Source organism: Pseudomonas poae (assembly GCA_028869255.1).
Classification (GTDB): domain Bacteria; phylum Pseudomonadota; class Gammaproteobacteria; order Pseudomonadales; family Pseudomonadaceae; genus Aquipseudomonas; species Aquipseudomonas poae_C.
The window spans coordinates 3841516-3865028 of sequence record CP110972.1 but is presented as its reverse complement, the minus strand read 5'-3'; the positions used below and the strand labels follow the sequence as shown (position 1 = coordinate 3865028).

The 23513-nt window shown below is 60.0% G+C and carries 24 protein-coding genes and 2 pseudogenes; 14 read left to right on the top strand and 12 right to left on the bottom strand.

Translation table 11 applies throughout. The features are described 5' to 3' along the window. Positions 1-82: 82 nt before the first annotated feature. Both LRS56_17415 and LRS56_17410 read right to left on the bottom strand, forming a co-directional pair. Positions 83-1564 (bottom strand): methyl-accepting chemotaxis protein, encoded by a 1482-nt coding sequence (locus tag LRS56_17415; GenBank protein ID WDU60653.1) that lies wholly within the window; start codon positions 1562-1564, stop codon positions 83-85. Between the two features lie 96 nt (positions 1565-1660). Continuing rightward, positions 1661-2467 carry a TatD family hydrolase gene (locus tag LRS56_17410; protein ID WDU60652.1) on the bottom strand — a complete coding sequence of 269 codons (807 nt, stop codon included), beginning with the start codon at positions 2465-2467 and terminating at the stop codon, positions 1661-1663. A gap of 236 nt (positions 2468-2703) precedes the next feature. Between LRS56_17410 and LRS56_17405 the strand changes: the two genes are divergently transcribed. The 3 genes from LRS56_17405 (at position 2704) to LRS56_17395 (ending at position 5229) form a co-directional block, all read left to right on the top strand. Further along, complete coding sequence (locus tag LRS56_17405) at positions 2704-4125, top strand: transglycosylase SLT domain-containing protein (protein ID WDU60651.1); 1422 nt, start codon at positions 2704-2706, stop codon at positions 4123-4125. A 103-nt stretch (positions 4126-4228) separates the two neighbouring features. Continuing rightward, positions 4229-4663 carry a DoxX family protein gene (locus tag LRS56_17400; protein ID WDU60650.1) on the top strand — a complete coding sequence of 145 codons (435 nt, stop codon included), beginning with the start codon at positions 4229-4231 and terminating at the stop codon, positions 4661-4663. A 257-nt stretch (positions 4664-4920) separates the two neighbouring features. After that, positions 4921-5229, top strand: coding sequence for a class I SAM-dependent methyltransferase (locus LRS56_17395; GenBank protein ID WDU60649.1), 309 nt, complete (start codon positions 4921-4923; stop codon positions 5227-5229). A gap of 4 nt (positions 5230-5233) precedes the next feature. On the opposite strand, the gene LRS56_17390 is transcribed toward LRS56_17395, so the two are convergent. The 3 genes and pseudogenes from LRS56_17390 to LRS56_17380 all read right to left on the bottom strand — a co-directional run bounded on the left by LRS56_17390 (position 5234) and on the right by LRS56_17380 (position 8641). Beyond that, positions 5234-6976 carry a Gldg family protein gene (locus LRS56_17390; protein ID WDU60648.1) on the bottom strand — a complete coding sequence of 581 codons (1743 nt, stop codon included), beginning with the start codon at positions 6974-6976 and terminating at the stop codon, positions 5234-5236. A gap of 15 nt (positions 6977-6991) precedes the next feature. Further along, the gene (locus tag LRS56_17385) at positions 6992-7717 is read right to left on the bottom strand and encodes an ABC transporter permease (GenBank protein ID WDU65767.1); all 726 of its coding nucleotides are present in this window, start codon (positions 7715-7717) and stop codon (positions 6992-6994) included. Between the two features lie 3 nt (positions 7718-7720). Further along, a pseudogene (locus tag LRS56_17380) lies at positions 7721-8641 on the bottom strand (ABC transporter ATP-binding protein). A 191-nt stretch (positions 8642-8832) separates the two neighbouring features. Here LRS56_17380 and LRS56_17375 point away from each other — a divergent pair. Together LRS56_17375 and greB are read left to right on the top strand one after the other, a co-directional pair. Further along, a complete protein-coding gene (locus LRS56_17375; GenBank protein ID WDU60647.1) occupies positions 8833-9819 on the top strand; it encodes a hypothetical protein in 987 nt (328 codons plus the stop codon). Between the two features lie 113 nt (positions 9820-9932). Next, the gene (greB, locus tag LRS56_17370) at positions 9933-10406 is read left to right on the top strand and encodes a transcription elongation factor GreB (protein ID WDU60646.1); all 474 of its coding nucleotides are present in this window, start codon (positions 9933-9935) and stop codon (positions 10404-10406) included. 45 nt (positions 10407-10451) lie between these two features. Here greB and LRS56_17365 read toward each other — a convergent pair whose 3' ends face one another. Beyond that, a complete protein-coding gene (locus tag LRS56_17365) occupies positions 10452-12962 on the bottom strand; it encodes an ABC transporter permease (GenBank protein WDU60645.1) in 2511 nt (836 codons plus the stop codon). After that, a complete protein-coding gene (locus LRS56_17360; protein WDU60644.1) occupies positions 12962-13645 on the bottom strand; it encodes an ABC transporter ATP-binding protein in 684 nt (227 codons plus the stop codon). The genes LRS56_17365 and LRS56_17360 overlap by 1 nt, the downstream gene beginning before the upstream one ends. A gap of 10 nt (positions 13646-13655) precedes the next feature. Here LRS56_17360 and LRS56_17355 point away from each other — a divergent pair, with 10 nt between their 5' ends. From LRS56_17355 to LRS56_17345, 3 genes are all read left to right on the top strand, one after another. Beyond that, positions 13656-14261, top strand: coding sequence for an arylesterase (locus tag LRS56_17355; GenBank protein WDU60643.1), 606 nt, complete (start codon positions 13656-13658; stop codon positions 14259-14261). Positions 14262-14319: 58 nt separating this feature from the next. Next, positions 14320-14613: a hypothetical protein gene (locus LRS56_17350; GenBank protein ID WDU60642.1), complete on the top strand. Its 294-nt coding sequence runs from the start codon at positions 14320-14322 to the stop codon at positions 14611-14613. A 104-nt stretch (positions 14614-14717) separates the two neighbouring features. Further along, complete coding sequence (locus LRS56_17345; GenBank protein ID WDU60641.1) at positions 14718-15686, top strand: L,D-transpeptidase family protein; 969 nt, start codon at positions 14718-14720, stop codon at positions 15684-15686. A 79-nt stretch (positions 15687-15765) separates the two neighbouring features. Here LRS56_17345 and oprI read toward each other — a convergent pair whose 3' ends face one another. Further along, positions 15766-16017 (bottom strand): outer membrane lipoprotei OprI, encoded by a 252-nt coding sequence (gene oprI / locus LRS56_17340; GenBank protein WDU60640.1) that lies wholly within the window; start codon positions 16015-16017, stop codon positions 15766-15768. 612 nt (positions 16018-16629) lie between these two features. Between oprI and LRS56_17335 the strand changes: the two genes are divergently transcribed. After that, positions 16630-16911 carry a GNAT family N-acetyltransferase gene (locus LRS56_17335; GenBank protein ID WDU60639.1) on the top strand — a complete coding sequence of 94 codons (282 nt, stop codon included), beginning with the start codon at positions 16630-16632 and terminating at the stop codon, positions 16909-16911. A 56-nt stretch (positions 16912-16967) separates the two neighbouring features. On the opposite strand, the gene LRS56_17330 is transcribed toward LRS56_17335, so the two are convergent. Next, positions 16968-18044, bottom strand: a complete 1077-nt coding sequence (locus tag LRS56_17330) for a 3-deoxy-7-phosphoheptulonate synthase (protein ID WDU60638.1) — start codon at positions 18042-18044, stop codon at positions 16968-16970. Positions 18045-18173: 129 nt separating this feature from the next. Continuing rightward, positions 18174-18607 (bottom strand): annotated as a pseudogene (locus LRS56_17325) (PilZ domain-containing protein). Between LRS56_17325 and LRS56_17320 the strand changes: the two are divergent. The 5 genes from LRS56_17320 (at position 18606) to cysB (ending at position 22521) form a co-directional block, all read left to right on the top strand. Further along, positions 18606-18992 carry a thioredoxin gene (locus LRS56_17320; GenBank protein WDU60637.1) on the top strand — a complete coding sequence of 129 codons (387 nt, stop codon included), beginning with the start codon at positions 18606-18608 and terminating at the stop codon, positions 18990-18992. The pseudogene LRS56_17325 and the gene LRS56_17320 overlap by 2 nt on opposite strands. Continuing rightward, positions 18989-19942, top strand: a complete 954-nt coding sequence (locus LRS56_17315) for a putative 2-dehydropantoate 2-reductase (GenBank protein ID WDU60636.1) — start codon at positions 18989-18991, stop codon at positions 19940-19942. Before LRS56_17320 ends, LRS56_17315 begins: the two co-directional genes overlap by 4 nt. Positions 19943-19957: 15 nt before the next feature. Continuing rightward, positions 19958-20875 carry a 5'-nucleotidase gene (locus LRS56_17310; GenBank protein ID WDU60635.1) on the top strand — a complete coding sequence of 306 codons (918 nt, stop codon included), beginning with the start codon at positions 19958-19960 and terminating at the stop codon, positions 20873-20875. A 66-nt stretch (positions 20876-20941) separates the two neighbouring features. Next, positions 20942-21442 (top strand): universal stress protein, encoded by a 501-nt coding sequence (locus LRS56_17305; protein WDU60634.1) that lies wholly within the window; start codon positions 20942-20944, stop codon positions 21440-21442. Positions 21443-21546: 104 nt separating this feature from the next. Further along, positions 21547-22521: an HTH-type transcriptional regulator CysB gene (cysB, locus tag LRS56_17300; GenBank protein WDU60633.1), complete on the top strand. Its 975-nt coding sequence runs from the start codon at positions 21547-21549 to the stop codon at positions 22519-22521. 124 nt (positions 22522-22645) lie between these two features. On the opposite strand, the gene LRS56_17295 is transcribed toward cysB, so the two are convergent. Next, positions 22646-23128: a transcription elongation factor GreAB gene (locus LRS56_17295; GenBank protein ID WDU60632.1), complete on the bottom strand. Its 483-nt coding sequence runs from the start codon at positions 23126-23128 to the stop codon at positions 22646-22648. 5 nt (positions 23129-23133) lie between these two features. Continuing rightward, positions 23134-23502, bottom strand: coding sequence for a hypothetical protein (locus tag LRS56_17290; GenBank protein ID WDU60631.1), 369 nt, complete (start codon positions 23500-23502; stop codon positions 23134-23136). Between the last annotated feature and the right edge of the window lie 11 nt (positions 23503-23513).

The following is a 23513-nucleotide window of genomic DNA, read 5'->3' as shown; positions in this document are numbered from 1 at the left end:
GCTACTAGTGGTGGGCAAATTCGCCAAAACCTTGGGTTAACCGAGGGGCTACTGTAGGAAGAGGATTACAGGTCGAAAGCGCCTACAGCTTCAACTGCCCAATCGCCTTGCTCAACTCCCCGGCCAACGTCGCCAACTCATTGCTGGTGGTGGCCGAATCCACGGTTTGCTGCACGGTGTTTTCGGTCACGTCTCGAATACTGACCACGGCGCGGTTCATCTCTTCGGCCACATGACTTTGTTGTTCGGCGGCGACGGCGATCTGGGTGTTGCTCTCGCGCATCTGCGCCACGGCGCCGGTGATTTGCGCGAGGGCGGCGCCAGCTTCCTGGGCCTGTTGCACACAGTCGTCGGCCTTGAACGAGCTCTCCTGCATAAAGTCCACCGCATCGCGGGTGCCGGCTTGCAGCGCCGAGACCATACGCGTGATTTCATCGGTGGAGCTTTGTACCCGCTTGGCCAGGTTGCGCACTTCGTCGGCGACTACGGCAAACCCACGGCCCATTTCCCCGGCGCGGGCGGCTTCGATGGCGGCGTTGAGGGCGAGCAGGTTGGTCTGTTCGGCGATGCTGTGAATCACATCGACCACGCCGTTGATTTTCTGGCTGTCTTCGGCGAGTTTCTGGATCATTTCGGCCGTCTGTTGCACGCCGGTCGATAGCCCGGCAATCGAGCGTTGTACGCGGCTGACCACTTCCTGGCCGCTGCCGGCAAGGGCGTCGGCGGTTTGCGAGAGGTCGCGAGTAGCCCCGGCATGTTGGGCGATATGGTGGACGGTGGCGGTCATTTCATTGATGGCGGTGGCGGCCTGGTCGGTCTCGCTTTGCTGGCCGAGCATGCCGTGCTGCACCTCGTTCATGCTGCTGGCCAGGCGCGCAGCGCCCTCGTCCAGCTGCCGGGCGGTGTGCGCCACAGTGTTGACCACCCGTTGGTAGCCGGCTTGCATGGCATTGAAGGCACTGGCCATTTGGCCGACTTCATCCTTGCAGGCCAAGGGCACGCGGGCCGAGAGGTCGCCGGTTTTCTCGACGTGCAGCATCACGTCCTTGAGGGTGTTGAGCTGGGCGAGCAGGAAGCGGATCAACAACTGCGAAGCACCGAGCATCGCCAGCATCAGGATCAACACCGCCACTGCATAGTGGGTAAAGCGTTCGCCAAATACCTGGATCAAGCTGGGGGCATAGGCAAGCACGGCAATGTATTGCCCATCAGGGCGGGCGATCACTTCGGCGCCCATCAGCGGGTTTTCGCCGAACAGCGGCATACGGTTGAGTTCGACCCAGCCGGTGGAGCGGCTTAGTGCTGACAGGTCGAGGTCGGCCAGATGTGGGACTTGGCCACGGGCAAACGTCAGCCAATGTTCGCTCTGGGGTAGGGCTTTGTCGGCTGGCCAGGCGCTGAGCAATCGCCCCTGCGCCTGCGCGGAAGCCATAGACGCATTACTGCGCGCTTGTTGTTCGAGCTGCACGGCGTACAGCACCAGCAGCAGTGTGGTGATGAACGCGACCGCGTTGACGGCCCAGAATTTGTATTTCAGCGAGATATTGCTAAGCCAGGCACCCATGGAAGGTTTTCTCTGATAGCGGAAACAGCATTGGCAAGGTGCCATTATTGTGCCGCTACTCAGGAAAACGGTTTTGACATGGGTCAATGCGCCGCATCAATCCACGGCCGGCAACCCAAAAAACGCGCGTGCACAGGCGCTGCTGTGCTGAGCCAGGTCGTCCACGGTCTCGTTGCGATGCAGGGCGACTTCGCGCAGCACCTCCGGCAAATACGCGGGTTCATTACGGCCATTTTTCGGCTTGGGTCGCAAGGTACGCGGCAGCAGGTAGGGCGCATCGCTCTCCAACATCAGACGGCCACGGGGAATTTCCCTGACCAGCGGGTGCAAGTGTGTCCCACGGCGCTCATCGCAGATCCAGCCGGTGATGCCAATGTGCAGGTCCAGGTCCAGGTAGCTGAACAGCGCCTGTTGTTCGCCGGTAAAGCAATGCACCACGGCGGCGGTCAGGTGGTCGCGGTAGTCCCTGAGGATGTCCAGCAGCCGCTGGTTGGCGTCGCGCTCATGCAGGAACACCGGCAGTTTCAATTCGACGGCCAAGGCCAGATGCTCTTCCAGGACTTTTTCCTGCGAAGGTCGCGGGGAAAAGTCCCGATTGAAATCCAGCCCGCATTCGCCCACGGCGCGCACCCGGGTTTCACCGAGCAAGCTGCGCAAGCGTTGGGCGCTGTTGCCGTTCCAATCGCTGGCAGAGTGGGGGTGAATGCCGGCGGTGCTGAACAGGCGCTGGCCGCTTTCATCGAGTTTTACACAGAGTTCCAGGGCCTGTTCGCTGCCGTCGATGCTGGTGCCGGTGAGTACCAATTGCTGCACGCCAGCGGCATAGGCGCGATCGAGAACAGCCTGGTGCTTCTCGTCGAAACTGGGGTTGGTCAGGTTGACGCCGATATCAATGAGTTGCATGGTGCTATCTCCGCCTGCGGCCGGAAAGCATATCAGAGCTGTAGATTTATAAGAAAATCGAAGAACTACAACGGGTTATAGCTGTCTTTGAACGTCGCAAGTGACATTGTGGTTGGTCGAACACCTTACCCTGTGCCACCGTTGCGCGCGAAGCCTGCGCATAAAGCGCTCTGTTTCTGACCCCCAGCGCCGCGTTTTTCGCGAGGTAGCTGGCCAGTATTCTTTCCGGAGAGCGGATGATCCGACCCTCGGCGTTGCTTATGTTGTGCCTGACGTTACTGCTGCCCATGGCGGCGGTCGCACGTTTGGACGGGCCGCTGGAAGTGACCAAGCCAAGCAAGGTCCGCGACCTGGCGGAGATTCGCGCCAGTCGAACCCTGCGTGTGCTGGTCAACCAGAGCCGCAACAGTTCCGGTGAGGTGCAGGGCCAGGCCATTGGAGTGGAATACCATCGCCTGCGCGCCTTTGAGCAATACCTCAATGGCCATGCCCGCGATGGCCAGGAAATCAATCTCAAGATCATCCCCAAGGCCAAGGACCAACTGCTCGGCGCGCTGGCCCGCGGTGAAGGTGACCTGGTTGCCCCCGGTGAACTGCTCGATGTGAACGCCGCGCACAAGATCACCACCAGTGACCCGATCGCCAGCGATGTGCCGTTGTGGCTGGTGGGGGTGAAGGGCGAGCGACGGTTTACCAAGCTGGAGCAATTGTCGGGGCGCACCCTGGCGCTGACCACCGGCAGCGCCGCGGCGGATGCCATCAGTCAGGTCAACCAGAAGCTGGCCCTGCATAAACAGCCGCCGATCAAAGTGGAGTGGGTCGATCCGACCCTGGCCGTGGAGGATGTGCTGGAGATGGTGCAGGCCGGCATATTTCACCTGACCATTGTTGAAAAGCCGATTGCCGAACGCTGGTCGAAGATCCTGCCGAAATTGCGCTTCGATAAGCAGGTGGCCATCAGCGAACCGGGCGACGAGTATTGGTTTGTGCGCCAGGATGCCTCGATGCTGCGGGCCAGCATTGATCGATTTCTCAAGACCTATCGAACCCCCTCCGATCAGGATGTAGCGTTCCAACGTATTTATCGCCGCCTCTATCAGGTGCGCAACCCGCTGGCACGGGCCGACCGCCAGCGCCTGGAGAAACTGCGCCCGGTCCTGCAAAAGCATGCCCGCGAGCAGGGTTTGGACTGGCTGAACCTCGCTGCGCTGGCCTTCAAGGAGTCGGCGCTTGACCCCGGTGCACGCAACAGTGGTGGGCCCACGGGTCTGATGCAGATCACACCGTCGGCGGCGCAGCGGGTGGGGGTCAATAATATCGAGAACCTCGACAGCAATGTGCAGGCGGGTGCGCGTTATCTATCGATGATTCGCCGCAAGTTTTTCTCCAGCCCCAAACTAAACGAGCGCGAGCGCATGGCTTTTGTGCTGGCGGCTTACAACATGGGGCCGGAGCGCGTGCAGGGCATGCGCACCGAAGCCAAACGCCGCGGGCTCAACCCCAATCAATGGTTCTTTCAGGTTGAACGCATTGCCATGGAGCAGGTGGGGATGGGCGGCGTCAGCTATGTTAATAGCGTGAACAAGTATTTCTTGGCGTTTGATCGGGAGCGAGAGTCCCTGGAGCCGTCGGCGCCGAAAGTTGCCTCACGCAAATGATCGGATTTATAGATATGTATTAAGCATTTTTTCGGCTTTTATCATTGTTTAATCCGATTAATATAGCGGCCAACCAACCCCTACTTTGAAAAGGATTATCCCCATGAGCCCACTGATCAATCGCATCCTGTCCACCCGCGCCGGTTACGGCCTGACCATTTTGCGCATTGTTGTCGGCATCATCTTCGCCGCCCACGGTTCGCAAAAACTGTTTGGCTGGTTCGGTGGCTACGGCCTGGCGGGCACCGCGCAGTGGATGGAAAGCATCGGCCTGGCGCCGGGTACCCTGATGGCATTGCTGTCGGGCGGTACCGAGTTCTTCGCCGGCCTGGCCTTGATCATTGGCTTGCTGGCACGCCCTGCGGCACTCGGCCTGGCCATCTTGTCGCTGGTGGCGATCTTCTCGGTGCATATCCATAACGGTCTGTTCATGGCCAACAATGGTTATGAGTTTGCACTGGCCCTGCTGGCCGGCTCGTTGGCGGTGCTGCTGGAAGGCGCCGGCAAACTGTCTGCAGACCGCGCGATCGCCAACTGATCCTCGATCAAGACCCTGAAAAGGCCCGCCATGTGCGGGCCTTTTCGTTGCTCGGGATTCTTGACACTGCACCACCGGCTTCTCTAGGATGCTGCTCAGCGCCGATTTAAACAGCTAATTGCGGGGCGCCACCGGGCTCAATGCAGCCCGACAGAAGCGTGTACTCATCGAGAGTCGGGCTTCGAAATACCGCTAAAGCGCTGGTTCGGTGTTGCCTCTCACCTGCCCGCAGACTTTTGAGGCAGAGACACGACACGATGAATGCACTACGCCCCCTGATACGCCTGGCCCCGATCACTGCGGACCTCACTCAGCGCAATCCGAAAATTCTCCTGGGCGGCAAGCACCAGCCGACGCTCCTGCGTTATCTGGATGGCTGGCCACGGCGTACCGGACGGCCTTCGGCGTTTCTGATCCAGTTTGTCGAAGACGGCGATTCCCTTGCCCGGTTTGCCAGCAACAGCTTTGACTTGGCGGTGATCCAGGCTCCGAGCGCTGACAACGCGGCTGACGTGATCCGCCAACTGACCCGCATTGCCCGGCAGGGGCTGATTGCCAGGCGTTGAGCGCTTAGCGAACCAGGCTGCCGGTTTGCATCCGACGCCGGCGGTGGCCTACAAAAATCACCCCGGCCATTAGGCATAACGTGAGCGGTATCGCAAAGGTTGCGACCAGCTTTATAGCCAGCTCCAGGCGATTCACCTTCGCGTAAGCTTCGACCCGCAACGCATTTAACTCGATGGGCAAGCGCAGGCGCTCTTTGTTGAGTGCTTGCAGTTGGGTCGTGGGGTTCACGGTCTGGGTGCCGAGAGGGGTTGTCTGCGGGTTAGTTTGTTGCCACTCCTGTTCCGTTCGCCGCAGGCGCCGTTCCAGTTCGCCGGCCTTCACGCGGTAGTCCTGCTCCGCGCTGTTGCGCAGGGTCTCCAGCACCGTTGGCGACTTTTCCAGCGTCATACGGGGGCGAACATTGGCCAGTGCATCCGGCACCGCCAGGTTATCCAATGTGTTCAAGACAAACAGTGAGTTGCCGTCAGGCGCCGAGCCGCTGACTGTGTCAGAGAGCACGTCTGTGTCGGCGACCACCACGACATGGATCTGCGCCGCTTTTTGCAAACCCGGTGGTTGCCCCTTGATGCCGTCAGGAAATGCCGAATACCCCGGCCCTTCGATACGGGCAGCAATCACATGGCGTTTTCCTTGGGGCGGCGTTTTTTCATCCAGCAAATCGAAGGCGGTCAAGGCCGAAAAACGCTCGGTGCCCAGCAATTCGGATTGCTCGGAGCTCTGCAGGAGTGGGATCACGGTGGTGCGGCTTTTACTGAGCCGTGAGAGGGCGCCGCTGGTCGATACCGTGACCCTGTTCAATCTCCATGTGCTGATATCTTGGGTATTCATCGCCGGACGGGGCAGATTCAATCGGGCCGGCGGCTGCGCGGATTGGTTTTCGGGACCTGGCGTGTCCCACAACGCATAGTTGTCGACCAGAAATTTGTCTGCGGGCATCTGCACACCCCATGCGGCAAGCAGCCCGTCCAATCGCGTATTGGCAGGCGTGGCATTTGGGCTTTGTTCGCTGAGCGGGTCGATAAAAATCATCAACTTACCGCCCCTCAGTACAAACTGTTCAATCCCATACAGGGTACGCTCGGGCAGTGCTCGGGGGTGCACGACCATCAGCGTCTGAACGTGTTCCGGTATGCGCTCGGTGGTCGATTCCAGGTTGACCAGGTTGAAGTGCTGTTGCAGCTCCGTCAGCAATCGCCCCCCGGACTCAGCCATCGCCACCCCTGACAGCAGCCCGATAAGAGGGCGTTCCGGGTGCTGCAATTTATAGATCAGGTGGCTGATTTCGTACTCGAGCAAGGGCTCTCGCTCGGGGCTGAACGATTCGATGCGTTGCGCACCGTGACCGGCACGTGTGCCGATAAGGCCAATAAACCCAACCTTGTTGTCGAGGCCAAATACCCCGGCCTTGTAAGCATCTTCTGAAAAAGGCGCTGGCTCGATAAGGTGCAGGTTGATCATGCCCTTGGCTGCTTTTTCATACTCCTTGAGCAAATCCTCAATGCGCTTGCCATAGCGGTTTATGGCGTAGCTTCTTCTCGGGTCGCTGTTTGCGTTGAAATAGTACAAGTCCAGTGGGTCATCCAGTGAGGCGAGCAACTGCCGGACAGGGGGCGATAATGTGTGAGTTTGTTGTTGTGAAAAGTCCCACCGGATATCGGGAAGCTTGCTTATCCAAACCAGGTTGAACGCCAGAAGAAGTAACAGTATGACGGTAAGTGTCATACCTGTACGCAGAGCGGATCGCATTGAGGGCTTCCCTTATCAACTGTTTTTATAGTTGAGGGTGACTGTCGTTGCAGCAAGAAAGGCGAGGATCATGCTGATGAAATAAAGCATGTCGCGAAGTGTGAACATTCCATCGTCGATAGTGCCGAATCTTGAGAAAGGACTCAGGGTGGTCAGGCTGTCGATCAGCCAGATAGGCCTGTGGTGTTCAAGCGCATCCAATAAGGCAGCAAGTCCGCTGGCAATCAGCAGTAAGCCCACTGTAAGGATGACGATGACCGTACGCTGGCGCACGAGCGTGAAAATAAAACAGCCGACGGCCAGGTAACTGCCTGCCAGTAGCCAGCTCGCAACAAATTGCGAGGCGATAACGCTGTTGTCTGCGTTGCCCAGGTAATTGGCGATGATGACCAGAGGGAACATCAGCATCAGGCCGAAGCCCACCACGACCCAGGCGGCCAGGAATTTGCCGGCAACCCATTCAAACGTCGTGATGGGCAGTGTTTTCATCAAGTCGAGAAAACCGGCATTGGCTTCATCCGACCAGAGGTGCGCAGCCAGGATGGGTATCAACAGGCAATAGAGCCAAGGATGAAACTGGAAAAACGCCAGCAGGTTACCGCTGTCTTGTTCCAGCCACGGGCTGGTTTGCAGCCCCGCGATCACGGACAGCACTAAAAAAATCGCGATACTCAGGTAGGTGCCTGGCGTGCAGGCATAGCTGGTGAGCTGGCGCTTGAATATGACGGGCAGCAGTTTCAAAGGGGGGGCCTCTCGGCTCAGGTGATGAACCACGTCTTTCAAGCGACCTGGCTCCAGCTTCAGTGAGTTGATTTTCCAGTGGCGATTGGCAATTAGTGTATTGATGTGGGGGTAGATGGCGTGACCCGGCATGGCCAGAACGGTCACCGTACCGGGCGCATGCCGATGTTCTTCGATGCCGGCCACACCCGGCAGTACGGCGAGGGCCAGCAGGTCGAGCGGAGTCTCGGCTGTGAGGGTGACCGCCTGAAAATGCCGCGAATCGCGCTGCAGGTCGGGCAGTGGGGTGTCGGCTACCAGGCGACCACCTGCGATAACCAGCGCTCGTGTACAGAGTTCGGACAGTGCGTCGCAGTCGCGGGAGGCGATGATGACCGTCATTTCTTGCGTCAATGACTGAATCAGCGCCCTGAGTCTGCGTTTTTGATCAGGCGCGAGTCCCGCCGTCGGTTCATCCAGTAACAATACGGCAGGGCCATGCAGAATGGCTTGGGCGATCGCCACTTTGCGCTTTAAACCGATGGAAAGGGCGTTGAGAGGGGCGCTGAGTATTGGCCATAACTCCAGCCGCGTGGCGGCCTCTTCTACCCTTGCACGCTTTTCGTTGCCGTGGAACCCACGAATGGCGGCGATGTAGGTCAGAAACTCCTTAACCGACATCATGGGATGATCAACGTCTTGGTCGAGTTGATAGCCAACCAGTTTTCTTGCTTTAAATGTCTGGGTCTGAGTATTTAAACCCTGAATGTTTATATGGCCGCTGGAAGGGTGTGTAGAACCCGCTATCATATTAAGAAGTGCCGTTTTAACGGCATGGTCCTCGCCAAAAAGTCCCAGGCATTCCTTTTGATTGGCGATGAAAGAAATGCTATCAATCAGGTTTTTCTTGTCCAGGTATTTTGTAAGATTTTGTACTTCTATCATGGGGTTACCGGACAAGTTTTGAATCATCTAAGGTGCGAAGGTGAAAAAGGGTACGGGCAATAGTGTCTTTTGGGAACGGCGCTCGGCATTTATCAGAAAGGTCCTACGTGCTTGTTAGGTGGGTCACTGAAACAATTGCTATGCGTTTTCAACCCTTAAATTGTCGCCCTTTATGATGAGGCCTGATTACCATGATGCTTCTACGTACCCTTGTTCTTGAACGCAACGGACAGGACGCTCCGGTCAACGGTGCACTGCTCTGTGGGTTTGCTGTTGGTCAGATCGCCTCCAATTTTCTTGTTTATAGCCTGGATGAGGAGGTGGAGCCGGGCAGTTCCAGGGTCTATATCGCGGCCTTGCGCAAAAAAGCCGATCGGTATTTTCTGGACGGGGTCGAGTCCAAGGAAGACCTGCAAGTGGCGATGCTTGTTTTCAAGCAAATCCTGACGTTGGCAGCGTCGGGGGCGAAGGCGGGCGGCGTTACCGAAACCCAGGTGCCTTATCATTTTGTCGATCTCAAAGGCTGCAAACTGCCGACTGCCAGGCCCGATGATCATCACTCGGTGATCATCAAGAAAGCGCTGGTGATGAAGGTGATCACTTTGGGGATGTCGGCGCCGGCGCTGCCGGCAATCGAAAGTGCTTCATTGATCGTGCCGACCATTCGCTTTTCGTCGCAAATGAACTCCGTTCCCAAGGTGGTGACCCCCTCTGAAGCTGCCAGGCGGCCAGAGCCTGAAGCGCTCGACGAAGTACCGCACCAGGTAGCGGTCGAAACGCCGATAACGCCCGTGCAGATCGCGCCTGTTGCCCCGCGTGAGCCAGAAGTATTGGCGCAGCCCAAACCTGCGGTGACTGTGGACGACAACGCATTGTTCGAAATGGACAGTACGCTGACCAACCTTGCCCGTGTCGCTCAGGAGCTGAGCCAGCAAAAACGCGCGGCCATCGAACGAGAGGCCACGCTTGAGCAATGGCAGGCTCGATTGCAGCAGCAGCAAACCCAGCTGGACGAGAACACTCGGGAATTGGAGCAGCGCACCACCCAACTGCAAGGCCAGTCGTTGGCGCTCAGCCAGCGGGCCGAAGCGCTGAAGGCGACGATGGCGCAGATATCTGGCCTGCGCCAGAATCTGCGAGGGGTGCTGCTTGAGCTGGATCAGGCGCTGGAGGGCTAGACTGGTCTGGCTACTTTCCCGGGTTCATTTATGATCAGCGTCAGCCTGCCTGCGCCAGGGCATGAATGCCTGGCCTATCGGCACCTATGGACATTGCCCGGGGATGCGTGCGTTTGAGTACCAAGCTGATCACCAAAGAAGGTCATGAAGCGCTGAAGAAAGAGTTGGATTACCTGTGGCGCGAAAAGCGCCCGGATACCACGCGCAAAGTGACGTGGGCCGCTTCGTTGGGGGACCGCAGCGAAAACGCCGACTACCAGTACAACAAGAAACTGCTGCGCGAGATTGATCGCCGGGTGCGCTATTTGCGCAAGCGCCTGGAGGACATGCGCGTGGTGGAGTACATGCCCGAGCAGGAAGGGAAGGTATTTTTCGGCGCCTGGGTCGATATCGAAAATGAGCAGGGCGAGACCAAGCGTTTTCGTATCGTCGGCTATGACGAGATTTATGATCGGATGGACTACATCTCCATCGATTCGCCGATGGCCCGTGCGCTGTTGCGCAAGGAAGTCGACGACGAGGCCATCGTGCAGACCCCCAGTGGAGATGTCTGCTGGTGGATCACCGGTATCGAGTACGTGAAGTAGGCATCGCTGGCCCGCCCCCCTGCCGAGGCGCGAGCCAGCCAGGTTTCAGCCTTCGCGCAACACGTTCAGCGGGCTGGCATTCAGTGCGCGGCGCGTACCAAATACGCCGGCCCCACCGATCAGCACGGCACCTATCACCGGCAGCAGTAACAACCACGGGTGCGGATGCCAGGCCAGGTCAAATGCATAGCGGTACAGCACCCAGGTCACCAGCTCTGTTCCCAAGGCCGCCAGCACGCCGCTGACGGCACCCAGCAAGCCGAACTCGATGCGCCTGGCCTTGACCAGCAACTTGCGCTCGGCCCCCAGGGCGCGTAGCAGCGCACCTTGGCGGATACGCTCATCAAGGGTGGCTTGCAGGCCGGAGAACAACACGGCCATCCCGGCGGCCAGCACAAACAACAGCACGTATTCCACCGCCAGGGTCACTTGCGCGAGGATGCTGCGCAACTGCTCCAGCAGCGCCTCGACCTGCAGGATGGTCACTGCCGGGAATGCACGGGACAGATCGACGATCTGCTGATCGTGACCGGGGGCCAGGTAGAAGCTGGTCAGGTAGGTGGCGGGCAGGTCTTTCAAGGTGCCCGGCTGGAAAATCATGAAGAAGTTGGGCTGGAAGTTATCCCAGTTGATGGTCCGCAGGCTGGTCACCCGCGCTTCACGATTTTCCCCGCCCACGGTAAATACCAGGTGGTCGTCGAGTTTGAGCTTGAGGCTCTCTGCGACCTTGGCTTCTACCGAGACCCCGGGAATTTCCTCGGTGGGTTGCTGCGACCACCAGGCACCCGCTGTCAGCGCGTTGCCCGGTGGCAGGTCGGCAGCCCAGGTCAGGCTCAAGTCCCGTTGTACTGCGCGATCGCCACTGGAGTCCTTGCTGACAATCTCCTGTACGGGTTCGCCGTTGATGCTGATCAGGCGCCCCGGCACCACCGGGTACAACGGTGCCGACTGTGCCTGCAGTTCCAGCAAGCGGGCGCCAAAGGCGTCTTTGTCGGCCGGCAGGATATTCAGCGCGAAATAATTGGGCGCATCCTTGGGCAGCTGGTTTTGCCAGGTGTCGAGCAACTCGCCGCGCAGCAAGGCGATCAACCCCATGGACAGCAGGATCAGGCCGAACGCCAGGGATTGGCCGGCCGCCGCCAGCGGGTGGCGCAGCAACTGCCCCAAGCCCAGGCGCCAAGGCAGCGAGGCGCGAGCCAGCAGGCGTCGCAGGCTTTGCAACAGCAGCAGGAGCAGGCCACCCAGGACCAACGCCGCCACTACGCCACCGCCCAGCAATGCGAAGGTCAGGACCAGGTCGAGGCTCAGGCGCCACATGATCAGGCCCAGGGCGAACAGTGCCGCGCCGTAGACCATCCAGGTGCTGGACGGGATGGGCAGCAGGTCGCGACGCAATACCCGCAGCGGCGGTACGCGACCCAATGCGGCCAGCGGCGGCAACGCGAAGCCGGCAAGGGCGACAAGGCCGGTGCCGATCCCGGCGATGGCCGGCAGTAGCCCGCCGGGCGGCACGTCTGCCGGCAGCAGATCGTGCAGGAAATAGAACAGGCCGAACTGCGCCAGCCAGCCGAGCAGGGCGCCGGTCAAGCTCGCCAGCAGGCCCAGCACGCTCAACTGCAGACTGAACAGCAACATCGCTTCACGACGCGACAACCCGAGGCAGCGCAGCAACGCACTGGCGTCGAAGCGCCGCGTGGCAAAGCGGTTGGCCGACAAGGCCACGGCCACACCGGCCAGCAGCACCGCCACCAGGCTGGCCATGTTCAGGTAACGCTCGGCCTTGCCCAGGGCGCCGCCGATCTGCTGGTTACCGTCCCGTGAGTCCTGCAGGCGCTGGTTGGCGGCGAGGCCCGGTTTGACCAGGTCGCGGTAGGTTTGCAGCGCCGTGCTGTCCTGCGGCCCGCGCCACAGTTCGCGGTAGCTGACGCGGCTGCCGGGCTGGACCACGCCGGTGGCGTCCAGGTCCGCCAGGTTGATCATCACCCTGGGCGTGAGGCTGTAGAAGTTACCGGCGCGGTCGGGTTCATAGGTGAGGATGCGGGCCAGGCGCAGGGTTTTCATACCCACGTCGATGCTGTCGCCGACTCTGAGCTCCAGGGCCGTCAGCAGCCGTGCTTCCACCCAGGCTTCACCGGGTTTGGGGCCGCCGCCTGGGGTCTCATCGCCAAACGGCGCGGCCGCACTTTTCAGCGCGCCCCGCAGCGGATACTGCTCGTTGACCGCCTTGATGCTGGAGAGCTGGATGCCGTTATCGGTGGCAATGACGCTGGAAAACTCCACGACGCGCGCGTGATCCAAACCCAGCTCGGTCCCGGAGCGGATTTGTTCCGGCCGGGCCGGCGAGCTGCCTTCCAGCACCAGGTCGGCCCCGAGGAACTCGGTGGCGCGCAACATCATGGCGCCATTGAGGCGTGCGCCGAAGTAACCGATGGCGGTGCTGGCGGCCACCGCCACCAACAGGGCGAAGAACAACACGCGCAATTCGCCGGCGCGGGCGTCGCGCAGCAATTGACGCATGGCAAGGCTGAACAGGCGCAACAGCGGCAAACGTGCCATCAAGGCTCCAGGGGCGCGACCATCAGGCCGGCTTCAAGGCGGATCAGGCGCCGGCAACGGTGGGCCAGGCGCTCGTCGTGGGTGACCAGCACCAGGGTCGTGCCGCTTTCTTTGTTGAGTTCGAACAGCAGGTCGCTGATGCGCTCGCCGGTGTGGCTGTCCAGGTTGCCGGTGGGTTCATCGGCAAACAGCACGTCCGGTTCGGCGGCGAACGCTCGGGCAATCGCTACCCGTTGTTGCTCGCCACCGGAGAGCTGGCGTGGCGAGTGGGTCAGGCGCTGGCCCAGGCCGACGCGCTCCAGCAGGTGTCTGGCACGCTCGCGGGCGTCCTTGCGGCCGTCCAGTTCCAGCGGCAGCATCACGTTTTCCAGGGCGTTGAGGCTGTCGAGCAACTGGAAGGATTGAAAGACAAAGCCCACATGCTCGGCACGGATGCGTGCGCGCTGGTCTTCGTCGAGGCTGCTCAGCGCTTGCCCGGCGAGGGTGACTTCGCCGCTGCTGGGCAGGTCGAGGCCGGCCAGCAGGCCGAGGAGGGTGGATTTACCGGAACCGGAAGCCCCGACGATAGCCAGGCTATCGCCCTTGTTCAGTTCCAGGCTCAGTTCGTGCAGGATAGTCAGTTCACCTTCCGCGCTGGGAACCACTTTGCTAAGGTTCCGCGCGGTGAGAATGCTTGCGCCCATGGAGAATCCGATGCGAATGTGGTTTTTGAGTGCTGGCCTGGCCTTGATGTGCATGGCCCAGAACGCAGCGGCGGGTACAGTCCTGATCGTTGGCGATAGTATCAGTGCCGGTTTCGGGCTGGATACCAGCAAAGGGTGGGTAGCGTTGCTGGGACAACGGCTCAAGAGCGAAGGTTTCGACGATAAAGTGGTCAACGCCTCCATCAGCGGCGACACCAGTGCAGGAGGGCTCGCGCGGCTGCCGGCGGCGCTTGCAGAGCATAAGCCGGACGTGGTGGTGATCGAGCTGGGCGGCAACGATGGCTTGCGTGGGCAGCCTCCAGCGCAATTGAAACAAAATCTTGCGTCGATGATTGATCAGTCCAAGGCCGGTGGTGCCAAGGTGCTGTTGCTGGGTATGCAATTGCCGCCTAATTACGGGCCGAAATACACCACTGCGTTTGCCGAAGTCTACGGTGTGCTGGCCAAGGAAAAAAACGTCCCGCTGGTCCCGTTTTTCCTGGAAGGCGTTGGCGGCCACCCGGAGCTGATGCAGGCCGATCAACTGCACCCGGCCGCCTCTGCACAGGGCAAGCTGCTGGAAAATGTATGGCCGACGCTAAAACCCCTGCTATGACGCTTTTCTACCGGCAGGCTTTCGGCTAAGGTGGCGCCCCCCCGATTTGGAGCCCCTGATGTCGCGTCCTGCCTGGTCCCTGTTTAACTACCAACTGATCGAGCCGGACGAGCAGCTGGATCTGTTCGCCTGCCAGGAAGTACGGGTGCACCTGGTGACACGGCAATTGGAACTGGGCGGCTCCATTGATCGCACGCTGTGCGGCACGTTATTGCCGGCGCAACCGCGCTGGTCTCGGGTTGATCGTTCGATTTTCCAGGACCAGCGCCTGTGCCCGTTGTGCCGGGCGATCCTTGAGTCTCAGAAGCGTGGCACGCCGCCGATCTGGCCGGAGCTGCGTTTTGAGCTGTAGAAGCAGCTGCAAGCTTCAAGCTATAAGCTGTAAGCTAGCGGCTGAAAGCGTGCAGCTTGCGGCTCGCTTTTAACCTACCCGTCGTTCTGCGAAGGATTTTCCGGATGTTGTCGCGCCTTTCCGTCGTCACCTGCTGCCTGTCTCTCGCTGCACTCTGTGCGGCCGGTTCTGCGTCAGCTTTGCAGTTGCCCTTGCCACCACCGGGTGAAGACATTGTCGGTCAGGTCCAGGTGATCAAGGCCAAGTACGAAGACACCTTTGCCGACCTGGGTACCACCTACGACCTGGGCTATTCGGAGATGGTCGCGGCCAACCCGGGCGTCGATGCCTGGTTGCCGGGGGCGGGCACCGAGATCGTATTGCCGACGCGTTTCATCCTGCCGCCGGGACCGCGCGAAGGCATCGTGATCAACCTGGCGGAATACCGGCTCTATTACTTCCCCAAGGGTCAAAGCGTGGTCTACACCTTCCCGCTGGGGATCGGTCGTGAGGGCTGGGGGTCGCCAATTGCCCATACCAGTATTATCGCCAAGACGCCGAACCCGACCTGGACCCCGCCAGCCTCGATCAAGGCCGAGCACGCCGCCAACGGCGACCCGCTGCCCAACGTGGTACCGGCCGGCCCGGACAACCCCCTGGGGCCGTTCAAGTTCACTCTGGGGACGCCGGGCTACCTGATCCACGGCTCCAACATGAAATTCGGCATCGGTACGCGTACCAGCCACGGCTGCTTCCGCATGTTCAACAACAACGTGCTGGAGATGGCCGGCATGGTGCCGGTCGGGACGTCGGTGCGCATCATCAACGATGCCTACAAGTTCGGCAGCAGTGGCGGCAAGGTCTACCTTGAGGCGCATACACCATTGAACGACGACGGGACGCCGTCGGTGGTCGATAAGCACACGGCGGTGATCAACGCCTTGCTCAAGCGTGAGGACCTGGCCAACAACCTGCGGGTGAACTGGGATCAGGTGCGGGATGTGGTGGCCGCCGAAGATGGTTTGCCGACCGAGATCGGGGTACCGGGTGCAGCGCCTATAGCCTCCAGCGCACCGATTGACCTGCAGCAATAAAACAGCGCGAACACCCACATTCAGGCAAAAAAAAGCCGACCCATAAATGGATCGGCTTGATAACAACCCCGAAGGATTATTACTTGCGGCTTGCTTTTTCAAGCATGCGCAGAGCGCGCTCGTTAGCTTCGTCAGCAGTCTGTTGTGCTTTTTGAGCAGCAGCCAGAGCTTCATCAGCTTTACGGTAGGCTTCGTCTGCACGAGCCTGGGAGCGAGCTGCTGCGTCTTCAGTTGCAGTCAGACGAGCTTCGGTTTCTTTGGAGACGCTGCTGCAACCGGTAGCCAGAACTGCGGCCAGAGCCAGAGCAGAGAATTTCAGAACGTTGTTCATCGTGTTCCCCTTCAAGGACTTTCTATTAAATGGCTACTTTCTCAGAGTGAGCTGATAGCCGGCGTACATACTACTCATTACTTGTAGTAAGTAAACTGACGTAGCGCAAGAAGCAAAAAAAATTCTTGTGCCGAATCTATTTTGGCTAATCTTTTGGAGTTTTGTATAAAAACTGTCCAATTTTTTTCAATCCGCTGAAGATTGGATCCAGGCTGAAAGGGCCAGCCCGCAGGCCTTAAGCCTTGTAAATAGATGACAATTTATATATCGAGGCTGACACTTTCGTTCAGCTAGCGTTTACCTTTCCCTGCATCTTTTACCCATGTAGAGGTGACTTTAAGAGCACCAGTTCGTCTTAAGGTTCAACTGCCGGCAATGTTCAGGCTATCGGTCACCGGTTGATCGAGGCCCTTTCTATATCCACCAGCGGCGGGGGATGACGAGCGCGCCTTGAGCAATTGCAGGATTGGCGCCTACTATTCCCTACGTGCTGGTTGTGAGCGCTATAGGTTTTCTCGTTGTCGAAACCGGCACGGGGTGGCGTAGATGTTCCTTCGCCGGAAAAACATCGGTAAGGTAGGGGTCGGAATCCAAGACCCGCGAGGAGTAGTGATGAGCGAGGCGTTGTCCATCCACCATGACCAGGCTGGTCATCAGTTCGAGACCAATGTGGACGGTCATCGTGCCTATCTGACCTATATGGACCTCGGCAAACAGACCCTGGATATCTATCGGACCTTCGTGCCCAACGCGCTGCGAGGCCGTGGCATTGCGGCGGCGTTGACCGAGGAGGCGTTGAAGTTCGCCGAAGAGTCCGGCTACACGGTGATCCCGTCATGCTCCTATGTCGAACGCTACATGGAGCGCCACCAGCGCCATGCCGCCAAGCTCTGAGTGATCAGCAGACAATAAAAAACGCCGGGCTAGCCCGGCGTTTTTGTGTGCGCCATTCAGCCGCGTTGGCGTTTGGGCAATACGTCCTTGAGCTTGGCGTGCATGCTGCGCAGGGTGGTCTCGGTGGCGGACCAGTCGATGCAGGCATCGGTGATCGACACGCCGTACTGCAAGTCGGCCAGGTCTTTTGGAATCGCCTGGCAGCCCCAGTTCAGGTGGCTCTCGACCATCAGGCCGATAATCGACTGGTTGCCTTCCAGGATCTGGTTGGCGACGTTTTCCATCACCAGCGGCTGCAGGGCCGGGTCCTTGTTGGAGTTGGCGTGGCTGCAGTCGACCATGATGTTCGGCTTGATCTTGGCCTTGTTCAGCGCCTGTTCACACAGCGCAACGCTGACCGAATCATAGTTGGGCTTGCCGTTGCCACCGCGCAGCACCACGTGACCGTAGGCGTTGCCTTTGGTGGTGACGATCGACACGCCACCTTCCTGGTTGATGCCCAGGAAACGGTGCGGGCTGGAGACCGATTGCAGTGCGTTGATCGCCACCGTCAGGCCACCGTCGGTGCCGTTCTTGAAGCCCACGGCGGAAGACAGGCCGGACGCCATTTCGCGGTGGGTCTGGGATTCGGTGGTGCGTGCGCCGATGGCCGACCAACTGATCAGGTCCTGCAGGTACTGCGGGGAGATCGGGTCGAGGGCTTCGGTGGCGGTCGGCAGGCCCATTTCGGCCAGGTCCAGCAGCAGTTGGCGACCGATGTGCAAGCCGTCCTGGATCTTGAACGAGTCGTCCAGGTATGGGTCGTTGATCAAGCCTTTCCAGCCGACGGTGGTGCGCGGTTTTTCGAAATAGACGCGCATCACAAGGTACAAGGTGTCGGACACTTCCGCCGCCAGCACCTTGAGGCGTTCGGCGTATTCGTGGGCCGCTTTGAGGTCGTGGATCGAGCAAGGCCCGATTACAACGAAGAGGCGGTGGTCGGTGCCGTCGAGAATGTCACGGATGACTTCGCGGCCCTTGGTGACGGTCTGCAGGGCAGCGTCGCTCAAAGGGATTTCGCGCTTGAGCTGATCGGGAGTGATCAGGGTCTCGTTGGATTCGACGTTTAGGTCATTGATCGGTAAATCAGCCATCGTGTTACTCGCCAGGGTCACGGGTGCCGGCCGCCAGCCATCCCCGTGCGGCGGGCACAGCATGATTTGAATGCAGGGGGAGGAACCTTAGCGCGTAACACGGGCCCGCGACAATGGGCAAAGCCCGGTTTAATCCAGCGCCGGCCGCACAAATGCCTCATGGGAGAACTCGCCGGCATGACGCGCCACCCACTCACGGGCCAGGGCCTCGAGTTGCGCAGGTGTCGGTTCGGCGTCTTCGTGCTGGCGGCAGTAGCGTTCCATCCGGCATGCTTGCTCACCCATCCGTGCGCCGAACAGTGCATGCTCATCGGTAAACGAGATGCCGATGCGATAGCCGTTTTCGACCTTGCGGCACCACGCGACATAGCCCGGATAGCGGGCGCTGGCGCCCAGGGAGGGATGTGCAGATCAACCGCCGTACCCTGGCGCCAGGCGCGCGGCCAATTGCAGGCAATGCCGCCCAGGCCGATAGTGTGCAGGCGTTGGCGGGGTAGGGCAGGTGAGGGGCGTTGGATTAGCAGGGCAGCGACATCATCAGGGTGAGGTAAAAAACGACCCATGTACACGGACTCCGAGCACCGTCCAGTTGACGGCGGTGGCAGCAGTATAGTGAAGGAACTGGAATTGACCGACCTGGATATTGACCAGCAACTGCTGGGATTGCCAGGTATTTCGCTCGTAGTGTTTACCAGCGTAGGGTGCTCCAGTTGCCGTTGGGCGCGCCAGCAACTGCCGGGCTGGCGCTTGCCGGTGGACCGCGTGTGCTGGGTGGATGCCGGGCACAACGGCGGTGCGGTCGAGCGTTACCAGATCTTTCATTTGCCGGCGTTGTTCGTGGTGTGCGAGGGTCAATTCCTTGGGCAATTGCAGGCGCGTCTCACACTTGCCGACCTTACCGCCGCGATCCATCAAGCATTTACCCGTACTCCAGAGGAACTGCCATGACAGTACAGTCGCCCCGTATCGGCATTATCGGCACCGGCGCCATCGGTGGGTTCTACGGCATGATGCTGGCACGCGCCGGTTTCGATGTGCACTTCCTGTTGCGCAGCGAATACGCGGCGGTCAGCGAGCACGGCCTGCACCTCAACAGCACGCTGCATGGCAGCCTGCACCTGCATCCGGTGCAGGCGTATGCCCGCGCCGCCGATATGCCGCCGTGTGACTGGTTGCTGGTAGGCACCAAGTCCACGGGCAATGTGGAGCTGGCCCCGACGCTCGCCCAAGTCGCCGCGCCGGGCGCCAAAGTGGTGCTGCTGCAAAACGGCCTCGATGTGGAAGACAGCTTGCGTGAACACCTGCCGCCCTCCCTGCACCTGTTGGGCGGGCTGTGTTACATCGGCGTGCACCGTTCCGCGCCTGGCGTGGTTGAGCATCAGGCCCTGGGCAGAGTCAATCTTGGTTATCACAGTGGCACTGCGGCCAATGATGAAGCGCGCCGTCAGGCGATTGTCGAAGAGGGCGCCGCGCTGTTTCACGCCGCCGGCATCGAGTCCCAGGCCATGGCCAATGTGCATCAGGCCCGCTGGCATAAGCTGGTGTGGAACGTGCCCTACAACGGTCTGTCCGTATTGCTGGGCACCGGCACCACGGCGATGATGGCGGATGAATCCAGCCGCGAGCTGATCCAGGCCTTGATGGCGGAAGTCGTCAAAGGCGCCCACGCCTGCGGCCATGAAATCCCTGCAAGCTACGCCGAGCAGATGTTCACCATGACCGAAACCATGGACGACTACCTGCCCAGCATGTACCACGACCATATACACAAACGCCCGCTGGAACTGGCGGCGATCTACGCCCGGCCACTGGCTGCGGCCAAAGCCGCCGGTTGCGAACTGCCACGCATGCAGGCGCTGTATCAGGCCTTGAGTTTTATAGATCGGCACAACCGCTGATTGGGGGGACACACCATGGCAAAGGGACTGGGCGACAAGCTGGTGCTGGCGATTTCTTCGCGGGCACTGTTTGACCTGAGCGACAGCCACAAGGTCTACCTGGCCCAAGGGGTGGAGGCGTACCGCAAATACCAGATCGAACACGAGGAAGAAATCCTTGAGCCCGGCGACGCCTTCCCGTTGGTCAAGAAGCTGCTCAGCCTCAACGCCAGCCTGGGCCGTGCCCGGGTCGAAGTGGTGCTGGTGTCGCGCAACAGTGCCGACACCGGCCTGCGCGTGTTCAATTCGATCCAGCATTACGGCCTCGATATTTCCCGCGCCGCCTTCGTCGGTGGGCGCAGCCCTTACCCTTATCTCGCGGCATTCGGTTGCCATCTGTTTCTTTCCACCCATGCGGAGGATGTGCGCAGCGCGCTCGATGCCGGCTTTGCGGCGGCGACGATACTGTCGGGCGGCCCACGCCGGGCCTCCAGCGAGGAACTGCGGATTGCCTTTGACGGTGACGCGGTGCTGTTTTCCGATGAGTCGGAGCGCGTGTACCAGACCGACGGGTTGGAGGCGTTCCAGGTCAGCGAGCGTGAGTCGGCGCGCCAGCCCTTGCATGGGGGCCCCTTCAAGGGCTTCCTGGCTGCGCTGAATCTGTTGCAGCGGGAGTTTGCGGACGACGCCTGCCCGATCCGTACCGCGTTGGTCACGGCCCGCTCGGCGCCGTCCCATGAGCGGGTGATTCGCACCTTGCGTGAATGGGATATCCGCCTGGACGAATCACTGTTCCTGGGTGGCCTGGAAAAATCCGCGTTTCTGGAGGCGTTTGCCGCTGATGTGTTTTTCGATGACCAGGCCGGGCATTGCGAGAAGGCCAGGAAGGTGGTGGCCACCGGGCATGTACCGCATGGCATCAGTAATGAGGTAAGAATCCAGAGCGAGAGCTGATCCGAATTCCACTCGGCGCTGCTAAGCTCAATCAATCTCCGCCGTCCTGGCAACCCAGGAGGTTTTATGATTCGTTCGATGCTGTACGCCACGGACCTCGGTCTGTATGCGCCCTATGTGATGCAGCATGCGCTGGCGCTGGCGCGAACGTTCAAGTCTGATCTGTATGTGATTCATGTGGTCGAGCCCATCGGGTTGTTCGCTGAATCAGTGTTGCAGAGCTACCTTGATGAGAAGGCTCTGAGTGAATGGCAAAGCCAGGGGCTGACCACCGTAATGGCGACGATCGAGCAGCGCGTGCTGGACAGTTTTCGCGAGGAGTTGGGAGACGGGGAGCAGGATCTGAAACTGATTCGCTCGGTGCGCGTGATCCAGGGGGACCCGTGCGAAGTGATACTCGACCAGTTGCGCAAACTGTCCGTCGATCTGTTGATCGTCGGCAGTCACAGCCATGCGACGGCGGCCGCCACACCACTTGGGCGCACCGCTGCGCGGGTGCTGCAGCTGTCTACCGTGCCGGTTTACCTGGTGCCTTCCTTACAACGTCGACGAAGTGATGACGTGTGATGGATAGAAAAGGATAAAAAGTTCTAGATTTATCCGTCAAACCTTTAATATAGTTATATACCGTCGCTGATACCCGTGGCGTCTATCTGCTTTGAGGGACACATATGAAGCTTCAACAACTGCGCTACATCTGGGAAGTGGCGCACCACGACCTCAACGTTTCCGCTACTGCTCAAAGCCTTTACACCTCGCAACCCGGTATCAGCAAGCAGATCCGCCTGCTCGAAGACGAGCTGGGCGTCGAAGTGTTCGCACGCAGCGGCAAGCACCTCACCCGCGTTACCCCGGCCGGTGAGCGCATCATCACCACCGCTGGCGAGATCCTGCGCAAAGTCGAAAGCATCAAGCAGATCGCCCAGGAATTCTCCAACGAGAAAAAAGGCACCCTGTCGATCGCCACCACCCACACCCAGGCGCGTTATGCGTTGCCGCCGGTGATCCGCGATTTCATCAAGCAATACCCGGATGTGGCCCTGCACATGCACCAGGGTTCGCCGATGCAGATCGCCGAAATGGCTGCCGACGGCACTGTCGATTTCGCCATCGCCACCGAAGCCCTGGAGCTGTTCGGTGACCTGGTGATGATGCCGTGCTATCGCTGGAACCGTTGCGTGGTCGTGCCCCAGGGCCACCCGCTGGCCAAGCTGCCGAAGTTGACCCTGGAAGCCCTGGCGGAATACCCGATCGTGACCTACGTGTTCGGTTTTACCGGCCGCTCCAAGCTCGACGAAGCCTTCAGCCATCGCGGCCTCACGCCGAAAGTGGTGTTCACCGCCGCCGACGCCGACGTGATCAAGACCTATGTTCGCCTGGGCCTGGGCGTGGGTATCGTCGCCAAAATGGCCGTCGACACCGCCCTCGATAAAGACCTGGTGGTGCTTGATGCCAGCGAGCTGTTCGAGTCCAGCGTAACCAAGATCGGCTTCCGCCGTGGTACCTTCCTGCGCGGTTTCATGTGCGATTTCATCGAGAAATTCGCCCCGCACCTGACCCGCGAAGTCATGGCCAAGGCGATCCAGTGCCACAACAAGCAGGAACTGGAAGAGCTGTTTGACGGCGTAGAATTGCCGGTTCACTGATACACGTCCCAGCATAGACAAGCTTGTGTGGCGAGGGAGCTTGCTCCCGTTGGGCAGCGAAGCGGCCCCGAACATTTTGCGGACGCTGCGCACCCGAGTGCGAGCAAGCTCGCTCTAAAGGGATTTATCTGGCCTCGGTAACCACAAACTGTTGCCGAGCGCCCGCCACCAGAATCTCCACCTCATCGCCTTCAAACTTGCCCAACAGGCTTTTGCCCAAGGGCGAGCGCGGGGTGATGACGGTCACCGGTTGCCCCACCACGTCCACCTTCAAACCCGCCGCATCCGGTGCCAGGAACAGCCACTGCTGCCGGCCGTTCTCGTCCTCCAGGCCCAATAGCGCGCCGACTTCTATCCCGCGCTGATCGTCGTACGGGCGCAGTTGCATGGCCTGGCACAGCGCCAGTGCCTGCTTGATTTCCTCGACGCGTTTGGCTTGCCCGGCGGCCAGGTAAGACGCCTCCAGCCCCAGAGTGTCGTATTTGTTTTCGGCGATATTTTCTTCGTGGGTCGCGGTTTCGTACGCGGTCTGCGCGGCCCGTTGCGCAATATCAAGGTCGACGCTGAGCTTTTCCAGGACCAGTTGGTGGACGGCGTGTTTATTCATAGTGATCAATCGCAGAATTGCAGCACATTGGCGCGAGTCTTTTCAGTGGGCGCGTTCTGGTCCTGTTGCAGCCAGAACTGGCATTTGGGGTTGGACAGGTTGCGTGCGTTGTTGCGCGCCTGATCCAGGGTTTGCTGCTGTTCCTGCTTTTGCAGGTTCTGCTGGTACTGCTCGAACATTCGGTTCGGCGGCTCCGGTGCGGCAGGCGCCGGCTTACGCAATGGCTCGACCGCCTGCACGGCCGACTCCAGGCCCTGTGGGAACAGGTAGCGCGATGCCAGCCAGGCGCTCAGCACAATGGCGATGAACCCCAGCCATAGGCCGAACGCCACAGCCATACTGAGCTTGAACAACGACAACGGACGATCGGACATGATGGCCTCCT